Origin of the sequence: Henriciella mobilis, assembly GCF_003576315.1 — a bacterium.
GTDB classification, from domain to species: domain Bacteria; phylum Pseudomonadota; class Alphaproteobacteria; order Caulobacterales; family Hyphomonadaceae; genus Henriciella; species Henriciella mobilis.
In genome coordinates this window covers 89,523-103,620 of record NZ_QWFZ01000024.1, presented here as the reverse complement: position 1 = coordinate 103,620, position 14,098 = coordinate 89,523, and the positions used below count along the sequence as shown (strand labels likewise).

Below are 14,098 nucleotides of genomic sequence, written 5' to 3'. Positions count from 1 at the left end.
GGAAGGTCCCGCCGCGCTTGTAATCTACTGAAATTGCGCCTCGCGCAGACGCAATCCCATTCTGAAGCAAGCCTGAGGGCGGCTTACTTGATTTCGACCTTGGCGCCAGCTTCTTCGAACTTCTTCTTGAGCTCTTCTGCTTCGTCCTTGGAAACGCCTTCCTTGATCGGCTTCGGAGCGCTCTCGACGAGCTCCTTGGCTTCTTTCAGGCCAAGGCCGGAGACGACTTCGCGCACGACCTTGATGACGTTGATTTTCTTGTCGCCGCCGTCGGTCAGGACGACGTCGAATTCGGTTTTCTCTTCAGCAGCAGCAGCTTCGCCGCCGCCGGCACCCGGTGCTGCAGCAACAGCAACAGGAGCAGCAGCCGAGACGCCCCACTTCTCTTCGAGAAGCTTGGCCAGCTCGGAGGCTTCGAGAACGGTGAGGTTGGAAAGATCCTCAGCGATTTGTTCAAGTTTGGACATATCTAAAGTTCCTAGTTCGGGATGAGGTTTGGTCTGTCAGCTTGGGAAAATGACCGGTCAGGCGGCGTCCTTGTTGGCGTACGCACTGATGACACGAGCCAGTTGGCTAGCCGGGGCCTGAACCACGCCTGCGACCTTGGTCGCCGGAGCCTGGATGAGGCCGATAAGCTTGCCGCGAAGCTGATCAAGGGAGGGCAGTTTGGCGAGGTCCTGGACGCCGGAAGCGTCGAGCACCTGCTCGTCCATGATCGCACCGATCAAAACGAGCTTCTCGTTTTCCTTCGCAAAATCCGCAGCAGCCTTGGCAGCAGCAACCGGATCCGGCGAATAGGCGATGACAGTCTGATCCTGGAAAAGTTCCAGGGCCGCATCGCCGCCCTTACCGTCAAGCGCGATTTTCGCCAGACGGTTCTTGACCACCTTCAGCGCGGCGCCCTGCTCTCGCAGGCCTCCACGCAGCTTGGTCATTTCCGCAACAGTCAGACCGGTATAGCGGGCGACAACAACCACCCCCGACTCCTCGAAAACACCACGAAGGGTTTTCAGGGACTCGGCTTTTCCAGCTTTATCCATTGCGGATCTCCTTCTAAGGCGTCCGGCCCATCCGGGCGCCCGGGAATTCGCCTAGAGCAGCCACCGGGCTGCCTTCAGCGCCTGCCCAGGGCCTGGCGAACCCGACCGGCCGGATCGCAAAATCCGGTAGCCTCGACAGTCGCCTCACCCCGTCTATCATGGGAATTACAAGCCGTATGGCAGGACCCATGGTCTTGGACAGGAAAACGGGAGGCCGCCGAATGGTTCGGTGATCTCCCGTCGAGCCGTGCCTGTTAACGTGTTATCCACGGCGCTGCAACCCCTCGCCAACAGAAAATAGCATCCGGGCGGGGTTGTCTTGCGTCGCTTTCCGAAACGCTACTTCGAATCCGGCTCAAAAGCAAACACCCGGGCCGCGAGACCCGGGTGCCTGTCGATATCACTTGTCCGTCAACGGAGCGATCAGGCGAGCGCCTCGGCGGTATCGACCTGGACGCCCGGGCCCATGGTCGAGGACAGGGCGACCTTCTTCAGATAGGTGCCCTTGGCGCCTGACGGCTTGGCTTTCATCAGCGCATCGATGAACGCCTTCACGTTCTTTTCCAGGTCGGCTTCGCTGAAGCTCGCCTTGCCGATGCCGGCATGGATGATGCCTTGCTTCTCGACACGGAACTCGACGGAGCCGCCCTTGGCGTCCTTCACCGCTTGCGCGACATTCGGCGTGACGGTGCCGACTTTCGGGTTCGGCATCAGGCCGCGCGGGCCGAGCACCTTACCGAGACGGCCGACAATCGCCATCATGTCCGGGCTCGCGATGACGCGGTCGAAATCCATCATGCCGCCCTGGACCTGTTCCATCAGGTCTTCGGCGCCGACAAAGTCCGCACCGGCTTCCTTGGCTTCCTCGGCCTTGGCGTCGCGGGCGAACACAGCCACGCGGACGTTCTTGCCGGTGCCGGAGGGCATGGTGACCATGCCGCGGACCATCTGGTCGGCATATTTCGGATCAACACCGAGATTGACGGCGACTTCGATCGTCTCGTCGAACTTTGCGTTCGCGTTGGACTTCACCAGCTTGATGGCTTCGGCAAGGCCGTAGACCTTTGTGGCCTCAACCGTGGAAGCAGCTGCGCGATAACGTTTTCCTTGAGCCATTGTCTCACCCCACCACGTCGAGACCCATCGAGCGCGCGGAACCCTTGATGATTTCCGTCGCAGCGTCGAGGTCGTTAGCATTGAGATCGACCATTTTCAGTTCGGCGATCTCGCGACACTGGGCAACCGTCACCTTGCCGGCAACATCCTTGCCCGGCTGCTTGGCACCCGAATTCGGCTTGCCGATCTTCAGGCCGGCAGCCTTCTTCAGAAGCACGCTCGCAGGCGGCGTCTTGGTGACAAAGGTAAAGGACTTGTCCTGATAATAGTCGATCACGACAGGGATCGGCAGGCCCTTCTCCATCTTCTCGGTCTTCGCATTGAAGGCCTTGCAGAATTCCATGATGTTGATGCCGCGCTGACCGAGCGCAGGACCAACAGGTGGAGACGGGTTGGCCGCACCGGCCGGGATCTGGAGCTTGAGCTGCCCCAGCAGTTTCTTAGCCATGTTATCCTCTCTGGCTGTTTCCGGCCGGTGGTCTTTCGATCCGGCCGCCGTTTGTAGAGGTCCCGTGGTGCAGCCCGGCGATGGTCTTCTCCGCCGGCACCTCCCACGAGGGGTTCGCCCATTGCCTGAGCGAAGGGCGCGATACACACGAAAAGACCCGGCAGGTCAAGCCCGCCGGGTCAGTCAGCCTGAGGGCAGGCGCATCGCTTACATCAAGGCATAGCCCTTGGCATTGATATAGCGCACCAGCTCATCGATCCGGGTGGATGGATGGGGGTGGGTCGACAGGAATTCCGGCTGGCGGCTGCCTGACGAATTGGCGTCCATAACCTGCCACAGGCGGACCGACTGCGTGACGTCGTATCCGGCCTCATGCATGTAATCGACACCGGCGCGGTCAGCTTCCAGTTCGCTCTGGCGGCTATAGGGCAGGATCACACCGAACTGCACAGCGGCGCCGCCAAGCGCGGCAATCGCGCCGCCATACTGGCTGGCGGTTTCCGACGTGGACAGGGCAACCTGCCCGGCTGCGAGCGCACCCTGGGCCAGCATGGCGCGGGACAGGCGGCGGTTGGCATGGCGGTAGACCGTATGGCCGACCTCGTGTCCGAGGACCGAACTCAGCTGGTCGTCATTCTCGACGAGTTCCACAATGCCGCGATAGACGCCGACGCGGTTGCCGGGCATCACGAAGGCATTCACGTCATCGGTATCGAAGACCGCAACATCCCATTGTTCACCGGCTTTCGGTGTCTTGCTTTCAATCCGGCTCCAGACATTGAGCACGCGGTTTTTCATCGAGGCACTCGAGGTCTGCGGTGTCTGTGCCTTCAGGTCGGTCCAGGCCGAAGCGGCCATGGACGCGATCTGCTGATCGCCCATGAAGGCGAGCTCAGTCTGCCCCGTATAAGGATTGGTCGTGCAGCTCGACAGGATCGGGAAGACGCTGCCAGCCGCCAGCCCCGAAATAATCGCCCGCCTCGACAGGTTGACCTTCGGCAAGTCCCGAAGCAGTTCGCCGTCGATTTCGACGCGCTCTGCGCCATCCAGATTCAGTTCGTTCGCCATGGTCACCTCCAATCGGCAATCTTTACCCTGTGTCTATTAACTCTGACAACCGGATAGAGTTCGATGGTGACCGTATGATGGCGCCAGAATGAACGGGAGCTGAAGCCGTTGGCCGCCTCCGGGCCGGTCAGTCTGCCTTCTGGTTGGCCGATACCAGCTCGCGCGCCTGGCTGACCCAGTCCTCCCGGCTCACCCGTCCGGCGAAGTTCAGCTGGTCATCGATCCAGATCTCGTTTTCCGGCGACCATTCGGCGATCTGCGAGAAATGCCAGATGCCGAGCTCATTCAGGATGGTCTGGATGCGCGGGCCAACACCGGTGATGAGCGTAAGATCGTCGGCCTGGCCATCTGCCTTTTCGAGAGCGGGCGGTGCCACACCGGCAATTTCGGGCTCCTCATCCTCGTCTTCGGTCTCGTCATCCTCGGACGACGCATCTGAAGCGGCCTCTTCTTCCGGCTCATACTCGTTTGCGTCATCGTCACCGGGGTCCTCTTCCTCGACCGTGTCTTCCGCATTATCCGCTTCGCTGGCGTCGAGGGCCCGCAACATTTTCTCGGACGGGTGCTCGCTCTCATCCTCGTCCTGCCCGTCATCCTCGACCGTCGACTCTGTCTCGGATGCGACATCGATCGAGGTGACATTGTCGGGCATCTCGTCGCCGGTATCGTTCGAGGCCTCGGCGACCGCTTCAGGCGCATCTTCCTCGACGGCCGGGACTTCCTCGGCTGGGGGCGGCGCGGCCGGCTCCTCGGCGGGTGACTCCTCGAAATAGGCCAGGCGCCCTTCAAGGTAACGGTTGCGCCAGCGCAGGCGCGCCAGCTCTTCATCGGCCGCCTTGTCGACGGGCGCTTCAGCCGGGACCGCAGCGGCATTCCCGGCTTCGACCAGCTTCTCCTCCAGCGCCGCGACCCGGGTCTTCAGGAAGTCGATCTGCCAGTCCTTCTTCTGCTCTGGGTCCTCTTCGCCGGACGACTCGGCAGATTCGGCCGGTCCCTGCCCCAGCTCATGAATTCTTGCCTCAAGCTCGCCGACACGCTCTTCAAGATAGCTGTTGCGGGATTTCAGTTCCCCGACTTCGTCTGAGCCTGTGTTTTGATCGGGCGCTTCCGTGCGCGCATCGCGCAGGGCCTGCAGCTCCGCCTTGGCGCTTTCCAGTTCGCTTGACACCTGCGCGAGGCGTTCGTCAAGTTCCTTGAGCTCTTCGGGTGCAATGGCCGAACTCGCCGCGGCCTGCTCTCGCTGTTTGCGCTGGGCGGCATACAGACTGTCGAGTTCGCTCCGGACCTGCTCGAGCTCGGTGATTGCAACATCCCGCTCGACCGTGGCACGACGGGTCTTGCCCGCGCTCATCATACCCCGGATGATCAGGCCCAGAAGAAAGGCGACAAAGGCCGCCCCACCCAGGGCAAACCAGATATACTCTTGAATCATGTCCATACTGCAGGCTCCATTTCCAGGGCGCTTTAGGGCATACCGATTACAGCGGAGTGTGGCCGAATGTTGATGCCCCTCAATCTTCCGGCGTCCCTTTGATCACCCGGAACAGTTCGTCTCAACAGCTCGATGCATGCCGCATCAATTGTTTTCAGGCAAGTGTGTGCTAAAGGCCGCGAAATGCCTGCATCGCTCGAAATCATATCCAGCACTGCCAATCCTCTGATCAAGACCCTGCGGAGTCTCGACCGGAAGAAGACGCGCAACGAATCGGGGTTGTTCCTGGCCGAAGGGGCCCGCCTCGTCGAACAGGGCCTGCAGGCGGGCTGGCAGCTGGACAGCCTCGTCGTCTCGGCCTCGAGCGCTGAACGCGGCTTTGTGCAGACGCTCATCGAGCGGGCGAAGACCGCTGGCACACGCACCGTACAGGTGCCCGACAGGCTCGCCGGGCAGATTGCCCGCAAGGACAACCCGCAATCGGTGATCGGCGCCTTCAAACAGCGTCATCTCGGCCTCGATGACGTGACCGCGTCAGCTCGCGATCTCTGGATTGGCCTCTACGAGGTCCGCGATCCGGGCAATCTCGGCACCATCCTGCGCACCGCCGACTGCGCCGGCATTTCCGGCGTCGTGCTGATCAACCGTTGCTGCGATCCCTACAGTATCGAGGCCGTGCGCGCCTCCATGGGTTCGGTCTTCGACATGCCATTCGTCCATGCCGGATTCGACGCCTTCGACACATGGCGGTCGCGTGGCGGCCTGAACATGGTCGCCGCGAGCGTGAACGGCACGGCGCGGCACACCGATATCGACATGGCGCGCGGCACCGTCATCCTGATGGGCAATGAACAGTCCGGACTGCCGGATGACATCGAGGCGCGCTGCGACACACTCTGCCTTATCCCGATGCGCGGCGGCGCCGACAGCCTCAACCTCGCCCAGGCGACAGCGATCATGACCTATGAAGCCTGGCGCCAGAGGGACTTTGCCTGAGGAATTCCGAATGAAGTACGACCAGACCCTGTTCCTCGCTGACGACTGGAAAGACTATGCCCTGCTCGACTCCGGGGACGGGATGAAACTCGAGCGCTTCGGCTCTCAGACCGTCGTACGGCCCGATCCTCAGGCTTTCTGGCGCCCGCAAAAACCGGTGAAGACCTGGAAGGCCGATGCCTGGTTCGACGCCAAGGCCGGCGACGATGAGCGCGGCCAGTGGCGCAAGCTCAATCCGAAGGCGCCGGACCACTGGCCGGTCGAATGGCATGGCCTGACATTCAATGCCCGCCGCACGCCCTTCCGGCATCTCGGCGTCTTCCAGGAACACTCCGTTCACTGGGCTTTCGCCATCGAACAGCTAAAGGCCGCTGGCCGTCCGGCGAAAGTGCTGAACCTCTTCGGCTATACCGGGATGATGTCGCTCGCCTGTGCCCAGGCCGGCGCAGAGGTTGTCCATCTCGACGCCAGCCCGAAATCAAACGGCTTCGGCAAGGAGAACCAGTCGCTCTCGGGCCTCGACGACCGCACGATCCGCTGGATTGCCGATGATGCGATGAAGTTCGTGGCGCGCGAAGGCCGGCGTGGCAATAAATATGACGCCATCATTCTCGACCCGCCAAAGTTCGGACGCGGCACCAATGGCGAGACCTGGAAATTCGAGGAGGACCTGCCGGCCCTGCTTGATGCGATCGTTCCGCTTCTGGTCGACGAGCCGCTATTCGTGATCCTCACCGCCTATGCCGTGCGCCTCTCGCACATCGCACTTGCCCAGGCCCTTGGTGACCGGCTGGAGCCGTTTGGCGGGCGCATCGAGATGGGCGAGATGGCCATCCCGGAACAGAAAAGCGGCCGGATGCTTCCGACCGCCATCTGTGCCCGCTGGCGGGCCGACTAGGCTTTCAGGCTTTACGCCGCTTCACGTTCCTTGCGCAGGCTCAGCTGCTGCTTCACGCGTTCAGCCAGCTGGCGCACGCTGAACGGCTTCGGCAGGAAGGACACCTCGCGGTCGTCGTCCAGCTTCTTGGCAAGATCGCGTTCGGCATAGCCGGAGATGAAGATCACACGGGCATCGCCGAGCTGTTCCTTCGCCGCCTTGATAAGCGCAGGGCCGTCCATGCCCGGCATGACGACATCCGAGATGACGAGATCGAACGTGCCGGCCTCGTCCTCGAGGATTTCGAGCGCTTCCTCGCCATCCTCGGCCGCGACAACCTCATAGCCGCGCGAGATGAGGTGCATGACCGCGATGTCACGAACCCCCTTCTCGTCCTCGACCAGCAGGATCTTGCCGCGACCGGAAATGTCCACGGGACGATGGTCGACGGCTTCTTCCTCGGGGCCGACAATCTCAGGCTGCGGGATTTCGTCAGCGCGAAGGGCCGGCAGATAGATCTGGAAGGTCGTGCCTTCGCCAACCTTGGAAATCGGGCAGACATAGCCTTCGGACTGCTTGATGATGCCGTAGACCGTGGCAAGGCCAAGCCCCGTGCCGACGCCGACATCCTTCGTCGTGAAGAAGGGCTGGAAGATCTTGTCCATGATATTGGCCGGGATGCCGTGGCCGGTATCGGCGATCTCGATGAGCAGGTAATCGCCGTCTTCGACGAAATTGAAGCCATGCTTGTGCGCATCGGCGCCCGTAGCCCGGGACGTACGGATCGTCAGGCTGCCACCGGCACGGCCATTCTGAAGCATCGCATCGCGCGCATTTGTGACGAGGTTGAAGATCGCAGTTTCGAGCTGGTTCTTGTCCGCCTTCACATAAGGCAGGTTGCGCTGCGGGATGTTCTGGAACTCGATCCGCTCGTCGAGGATCTGACGCAGCAGGATGGAGAGCTCAGACAGGAAGTCGTTCACATCGAACACTTCGCGCTTGAAGGTTTGCTGGCGCGCATAGGCGAGCAGCATGTGCACAAGGTCCTTCGCGCGCACCGAGAACTCATGGATCGACTTCAGATTTTCATAGGACGGATCGCCGACAGGGTGACGGGTCATCAGCTCGTCATTGTTGAGCATGATGCCGGTCAGCACATTGTTGAAGTCATGCGCAACGCCGCCGGCAAGCTGGCCGATGGCCTGCATCTTCTCACCCTGCGCCAGGCGCAGCTCGAGCTCTTTCTGCTCGGTCATGTCGATGATGTAGGCAACCGACGGCTGGCCGAGATTGTCCAGCGTCACGAAGACGTTCACGGATTTCGGCTCATCGCCTGCCAGTTTCAGCGGCACAGGCTTGTCGATTGCGTCGATCAGCCTCGAGGACAGCTCATCCTCGCCATCCTCATCCACGAGGAACAGGTCGGAGAATTTCGTGCCCGGCGCAGACCGTCCCTCGGCCATTTTCAGCAAGGCCTTGTTCGCATCCATGATGATTGCGCTCTCGACGGAATTGCCTTCCAGGCGCACCGCGCCAAACGGCGCGTCGTCGAACATCGGGTCGCTATCGGGACGGGCCGGGCGGCTGGCGGATGCCGCCAGGAAACGGCCCTCGCCCTCGAGCTGGTTCTGATTGTTGCCGACCACCACGGTCCGGCCCTGCGCATCGGCGCCCCGTCCGGTCCATGTCGTCATGGTCTGCACCGGCATTTCAACCCCGTCGCGGGTCCGGATCATGATGTTCGCCCGGCCCGGCGCGCCTGACTTCTTGTCCCGGCCAAGCATCTTCACGAATTCCGGGCGCATGATGTCATCGAGGCGGACATTCTTCGCCGTTTCCGGCAGGCCGATCAGTTCGCGCAACCAGCCATTTGCATAGGTCAGCGTACCGTCGGGCTTGGCCGCGAAAAAGCCAATGGGGGCATCCTCGACATAGAGCGCTTTCATGTCGGCCGCGCCGGTCGCATTCTCCGCGCCGTTGATCCGGCGCAGGCGCCAGATGATCCGCCCGCGTGGCAGCGGGGAAACGCTGGCCTCGTACTGCACCGGCAGCGCATCGGAGCCGATCGTCATGGCCGGCAGGACTTCGCGGTGCGCATCACCGGTCTTGGCGGACTTTGAAAGCCGGAAGATCGGCGCGGCAAGTCCGGGGCTGGCGCTAAAGATCCGGTCGACCGTGACCGGCCCGGCCGAATCCTGCTGGCCGGCAAGCGCGATGCGCGTCAGCTCACGATAGCGTTCATTGGCAGCAATCGGCGCGCCGCCCTGGTCGGCGATCAGGACCGCCTCGTCGAGCGATTCGATCCAGCCGAAACGCGGCATCTGGGCATTGACCGCATCAGCGGCCGCACCGCGCTGCGGGAAAAGGCCGAGGCGGCGCCCTGCGCCCTTCAGCACCCAGAGCAGGAAGACCATGCCACCCGCGGCCATGGAGATCAGCAGGATCGGGCCTGTATTGCCGACGGCATCCGGCCACGCGATCGCAACGCTGGCGGCGGCGACAGCGATCAGCAGGCAGCCCCAGAATGCCAGCTGAAGCAGGTCGAGATGGTCTAGGCGGCCTGTGCCCAGCCCCAGCTCATCATCAGCTTCGGCGATTCTGGTTTCGTCTGTCGTTGCGGGTGACGTCATGAGGCCCAAACTCCTGCCGCCTGTCTGGCCATTCTGCCATGTGGCGATTCGATTACTCTATACCAGAAGTCACCGAAGCACACTTTGCCCCGGTGACCTGTCCACCTGCGATTTCTCGCCCTGAAAGGTTAATCAATCCAAAAGCGGTGTTAATGCGACCTGTGAAACTTTCGCAATTCCACACCGTTGGGTTCAGCCTGCGAGGCCATTGCGCCGCCCCTTGCACTCTTGTCCTGACGCGGCCACAACACATGCAACCAGACCAAGGGGGGCGTCATGCCTGAGATCTTCGGCGACCTGTTCACGGTGGGCGGCTTCTTCACACTGCTCATGCTGCTGATGCTGCAGGCGGTGCTCGGTTTCGACAACCTGCTCTACATCGCGATCGAATCGAAACGCGTCGGCGAAAAGGCCGCGATCGTCCGGCGCTGGGGCATCGGCCTCGCCATGCTGTTCAGGATCGTCCTTCTGATCATCATTGTCAGCCTGTTCGGCGCGCTGGCCGAGCCCCTCTTCACAGTCGCCATTCCGCGCGTGCTTGATGGAGAGTTCACGCTGCAGTCCATCGTGACGCTGGCCGGCGGCGGCTTCATCATCTACACCGCGGTGAAGGAGATCACCCACCTGTTGACGGTCGACGACCTTGGCCATCATGGCGGCGGCGAGAAAAAGTCGGTGATGCAGGCGATTACCATGATCGTCGCCATGAACCTCGTCTTCTCTTTCGACTCGATCCTGTCGGCCATGGCCATTGCCAACGTCAAGGAGACCGTGGATGGCGTCACCGAGACACGCTACCAGGTCACGATCATGACCGTGGCCATTGTCTCTTCCGGCGTCGTGATGATGCTGATGGCCGACTATGTCGCCGAATTCCTGAAACGGAACCGGATGTACGAAGTGCTCGGGCTTTTCATCCTGTTCCTGGTCGGCGTCCTGCTCGTGACCGAAGGCGCGCACCTGGCCCATATGCACATCTTCACCTTCCCGATCGATGCGATGTCCAAGTCGAGCTTCTATCTCGTTGTCGGGGTCCTGGTGATCACCGATATCATCTCGACCAAGTTCCAGAAGCGCCTGTGGGCGCAGCGCGAAGCGGAGCTGCGGAAGGCGAAGGCCTATGACGCCGCGGAGGCGCGGTCGAAACAGGCCGAATGACGATCAGCTGTTGAACGTCTTCCGGATGCGGATGGCCATATTGTTGCCCTTGCGGCCAATATCGCCCTCAAAGGCCGGCACGCCGTCGCGTCCACCGGACAGGAGCTGAACCGGCTGGTCCGCCGGCAGACCAAGAAGCAACGTGTCGCCAGCCTTGAGGCCCGTCAGCTTGCTGACAGGCACGTTCAGCGAAGCAAGCCGGGCGGTCACAACAGCCGTGACAGGGCGCTTGCGCGGCTGATCCGACGGGCCTGATTCAGGTCTGGCCGCTTTTTGGGCCTGCGTGACCAACAGATCGAGTTCGATGGCCTCATCATTCAGGACGACCTGGAACCGCACACGCTCACCCGACTGGCCGGGCACAAGCGCACCAACAAAGCGGTGTTCGGTTTCGACGCCGATAAATCCGGTCTCCGGATCGAAGGCTGCGCGCAGCGGCGCCAGCAGCTGTTCAATAAGGGCACAGTCAATCGCGCTGAATGCCCGCTTGAATGGCTCCGTCTGGAGATCGGCCGCGCCGCCGCAGGCATGGGAGACCAGTGCGGCGCCCAGCGTCTCGGGCACCTGCAGGACATGGGTCACCGTGTCCTCGCCAGCGCCGTAGCAGATATAGGCCGCGGTGGCGTCCGATGCCGTCTCGACAAGCGCCGCTTCGACATCGTTGACGCGCGCCGATGAGCGGAAGCGGAAGGCCGCCTTCAGCCCTGTAGCCTGCGCGAAGATCAGCGACAGCCTGGCCGCCAGCCGCTTGCCGCCTTCGGCGCCGAGCAGCTCGACATCGTCAAAGGCGCGCTCGACCGGCTGGTCCTGTCCGGGCTGGGGCGCTTCGGTGTCGTTGATGGTCGGCAGGTCCGGACGCAGCAGCGCCTCGATCTCGGCCTTGGACAGGACACCGCGCGGCGTCGGGAACTTGTAGTCATCCACTGGCGGGCGCCGCTTGCCGGGCATGTCACGCATGACTTCACGCTCACGCCGTTCCGGCATGGCCCATTCATCTGCTTCCTGGAGCGGGGCGCCCTGCATCGTGTTCCCGTCTTTGCTTTCAATCATTTCTGGGCCGCGCTGGTTAATGAGGCGTTAGGATTCTCGGCGCTCTGCAGGACAAATACGGCAGGTTTTCGGCATCAGCGCCGAAACTGGCTAACAGAATCGCCTCTGACGTTTACCACTTCGGCGCATGATTCATCAGCCGGAAACATCTGCTTAGGAAATGATTCGGATTCCGGTGGCAAAGTCAGCTTCAACGGATCGGCACTCAGAAAAAACCGCCGGGCGTTGGGTGATGCAAAAGCGGCAGCGACCATTCCGGGCGCTGCCGCTTTTCTCTTTTTAGCTTTTCAAGGCTCGATCAGTCGTCGCGGACCGTACGTTCCTGGCGCTCGTGGCGCTCTTGCGCCTCAAGGCTCAGCGTGGCGGTCGGACGCGCTTGCAGACGGCGCAGGCTGATCGGCTCGCCCGTCTCGTCGCAATAGCCATACGTCCCTTCATCGATCCGGCGCAGGGCCGCGTCGATCTTTGCGATCAGCTTTCGCTGACGGTCACGGGTCCGAAGTTCCAGCGCCTTGTCGCTTTCCGAAGAGGCACGATCGACCAGGTCGGGCAGATTGCTCGAGTCTTCCTGGAGATTGTTGATCGTCGATTTGGTTCCAGCGAGGATGTCCGCCTTCCACTGCTCCAGCCGAGCGCGGAAGTAAGCCTGCTGGCGAGGGTTCATGAACTCCTCATCATCAGAAGGAACATAGTCCGTGATATCTGGTTCTGACATCGTCTCCACTCCTCCAACAAGGCGGGCCTATATAGCGTGTCGCCTGCCTGTGCAAATGCACTTTGCATTTTCCGTGCTAAATGCAGTCTCACACGAATAAGGCGTGAATCGGCCCAAATTGGCGAGTTTTTTCACCGCTGCCACAAAACCCTGCCGATACGGTCTTGCGTCTGACAGCGTGCCCGTGCGGTATAGCGGCATGCCCGGTGCGGGCGATTTGCGTACTAACTTTACCCAGGTCGAACATGGCCAGACTCCGCAGAAGAAGGGAAAGCAGCCGACAGGGGACCTGGCGCCAGGCCCTGCTTTTTAACAGTTTGCTGCTTCTGCTTGCAGTGCTCGGCGCGCGGATCATGACCAATGCCTACACCGCCGAAAGCGTTGGCGACGTGCCGGACATCCAGGCCCGCACCGAAACCCGGCGCGCCATCGACGAGGCTTTCCAGACCATCGTGCCGAAAGGCAATGTCGCGCGTGCCTTCTGGGCCGACCAGATTTCGCGCGAACTGTCAGCGCGCGATTTTTCGGCCGCGCGCGGCTATCTGCTGGCCGCCCCGGTCATGCTGGAGCGTGATGATGGGCGTGCGATCCTCGCGGCGGCCGATGCCGAAGAGACCGGCTCCCAGGACCAGCGGCTGGTGAAAGCCGCCCTGCTCTTCCTGCCGAATGAAACCCGCGCCGAGTATGAGCGGGCCATCGAACCGCCACGTGTCAATATCGAGCCTGACGAGGCCGAGGGCGACGTCATCGCTTCGAGCGAAGCCAGTAGTGACCGCACAGATCCTGATTTGGCGCCCGAGAGCCCTGCCGATGGCGAGGCCGGCGCGGAATTCGGCGACGGCGACGTCCCCGACGAAGACCTCTACGCCCCGCGGCGCGCCTCTGCCTTTTCGCTCGTCGGAGACCGCGCCGACCTCGTCCGCCGGGCCCAGCGCTGGGTAAATGGCGATGCGGTCGACAGCCTGCAGATCCGCCTGAGCGCCATCGGCCTGATCGACATTCCCAACCCGGACGAAGAGATCGACTATGCGCGGGCCATTTCCGTTCTGAAGGCTGCCGGACGGGCGCGCCGCCTGACATCGAAATACCGCGAATACCTGACCGGCCGTGTCGACCTCGCCCTGCCCGAAGAGCAGGCTTTCGCGGCCGTGCGCGATGCCCTTTCCCAGGTTGCACCGATGAACCAGCTGGAAGACCAGGTCGTGGCCGCCTTCGAGGCGACCATCGTGCCTGAAGGCTTGCGGCGGCTGGAAAGCGACCTGGCGGCCATTGACCGGATCGCCGCCCTGACCAGCCCATCCGGTGCGGTCACGCTGCTGGAAAGCGCCGACTCGCCTGAAGATGTCAGGAAGCTGCAACTGATCGCTGAAGCCGGCGGTGACCGCGCCGTCGCACTGTCCAAGGAGATCGGCCCGCGCGTGCTGCGCCTGGCTCAGATCGGCATCAAATGGTCGATGAACCTTGCCCTGCAGATCATGGGGCTCGCCGCGATCGGCATGGCGCTGGCGTGGACGGCGCTGTCAGCGGTCGGCCAGGCCCGGCCGGTTCGTCATATCCGGAGCTGAGCC

13 protein-coding genes are annotated in these 14,098 nt (G+C 62.1%); 4 read left to right on the top strand and 9 right to left on the bottom strand.

Features of this window, described 5'->3' with window-relative positions:
* Window positions 1-83: 83 nt before the first annotated feature.
* From rplL to D1227_RS13680, 6 genes are all read right to left on the bottom strand, one after another.
* Window positions 84-467 carry a 50S ribosomal protein L7/L12 gene (gene rplL / locus D1227_RS13705; RefSeq protein WP_119377172.1) on the bottom strand — a complete coding sequence of 128 codons (384 nt, stop codon included), beginning with the start codon at window positions 465-467 and terminating at the stop codon, window positions 84-86.
* Between the two features lie 57 nt (window positions 468-524).
* A complete protein-coding gene (gene rplJ / locus D1227_RS13700; RefSeq protein WP_119405041.1) occupies window positions 525-1,040 on the bottom strand; it encodes a 50S ribosomal protein L10 in 516 nt (171 codons plus the stop codon).
* Window positions 1,041-1,463: 423 nt separating this feature from the next.
* Window positions 1,464-2,156 carry a 50S ribosomal protein L1 gene (gene rplA, locus D1227_RS13695; protein WP_119377174.1) on the bottom strand — a complete coding sequence of 231 codons (693 nt, stop codon included), beginning with the start codon at window positions 2,154-2,156 and terminating at the stop codon, window positions 1,464-1,466.
* 4 nt (window positions 2,157-2,160) lie between these two features.
* Window positions 2,161-2,604, bottom strand: a complete 444-nt coding sequence (rplK, locus tag D1227_RS13690; protein WP_119377329.1) for a 50S ribosomal protein L11 — start codon at window positions 2,602-2,604, stop codon at window positions 2,161-2,163.
* 207 nt (window positions 2,605-2,811) lie between these two features.
* Window positions 2,812-3,672 carry a M48 family metallopeptidase gene (locus tag D1227_RS13685; RefSeq protein WP_119377175.1) on the bottom strand — a complete coding sequence of 287 codons (861 nt, stop codon included), beginning with the start codon at window positions 3,670-3,672 and terminating at the stop codon, window positions 2,812-2,814.
* 127 nt (window positions 3,673-3,799) lie between these two features.
* A complete protein-coding gene (locus D1227_RS13680; RefSeq protein WP_119405039.1) occupies window positions 3,800-5,110 on the bottom strand; it encodes a hypothetical protein in 1,311 nt (436 codons plus the stop codon).
* 177 nt (window positions 5,111-5,287) lie between these two features.
* Between D1227_RS13680 and D1227_RS13675 the strand changes: the two genes are divergently transcribed.
* Together D1227_RS13675 and D1227_RS13670 are read left to right on the top strand one after the other, a co-directional pair.
* Entirely contained in the window at window positions 5,288-6,100 is an 813-nt protein-coding gene (locus D1227_RS13675; protein WP_119405038.1) for a TrmH family RNA methyltransferase, read from the top strand.
* A gap of 10 nt (window positions 6,101-6,110) precedes the next feature.
* Entirely contained in the window at window positions 6,111-6,998 is an 888-nt protein-coding gene (locus D1227_RS13670; RefSeq protein WP_119405037.1) for a class I SAM-dependent methyltransferase, read from the top strand.
* Between the two features lie 11 nt (window positions 6,999-7,009).
* Here the strand turns inward: D1227_RS13670 and D1227_RS13665 are convergent, their stop codons facing one another.
* Window positions 7,010-9,607, bottom strand: a complete 2,598-nt coding sequence (locus D1227_RS13665) for a response regulator (RefSeq protein WP_119405036.1) — start codon at window positions 9,605-9,607, stop codon at window positions 7,010-7,012.
* A 276-nt stretch (window positions 9,608-9,883) separates the two neighbouring features.
* On the opposite strand from D1227_RS13665, the gene D1227_RS13660 reads away from it, so the two are divergent.
* Window positions 9,884-10,765: a TerC family protein gene (locus tag D1227_RS13660; protein ID WP_119405035.1), complete on the top strand. Its 882-nt coding sequence runs from the start codon at window positions 9,884-9,886 to the stop codon at window positions 10,763-10,765.
* Between the two features lie 3 nt (window positions 10,766-10,768).
* Here the strand turns inward: D1227_RS13660 and D1227_RS13655 are convergent, their stop codons facing one another.
* Window positions 10,769-11,815, bottom strand: a complete 1,047-nt coding sequence (locus D1227_RS13655) for a FliM/FliN family flagellar motor switch protein (RefSeq protein ID WP_119405034.1) — start codon at window positions 11,813-11,815, stop codon at window positions 10,769-10,771.
* Between the two features lie 298 nt (window positions 11,816-12,113).
* On the bottom strand, window positions 12,114-12,530 hold the full coding sequence (dksA, locus tag D1227_RS13650; RefSeq protein ID WP_119405033.1) for an RNA polymerase-binding protein DksA: 417 nt from the start codon (window positions 12,528-12,530) through the stop codon (window positions 12,114-12,116).
* A gap of 353 nt (window positions 12,531-12,883) precedes the next feature.
* Between dksA and D1227_RS13645 the strand changes: the two genes are divergently transcribed.
* Window positions 12,884-14,095 (top strand): hypothetical protein, encoded by a 1,212-nt coding sequence (locus D1227_RS13645; protein ID WP_147373314.1) that lies wholly within the window; start codon window positions 12,884-12,886, stop codon window positions 14,093-14,095.
* Window positions 14,096-14,098 lie beyond the last annotated feature (3 nt).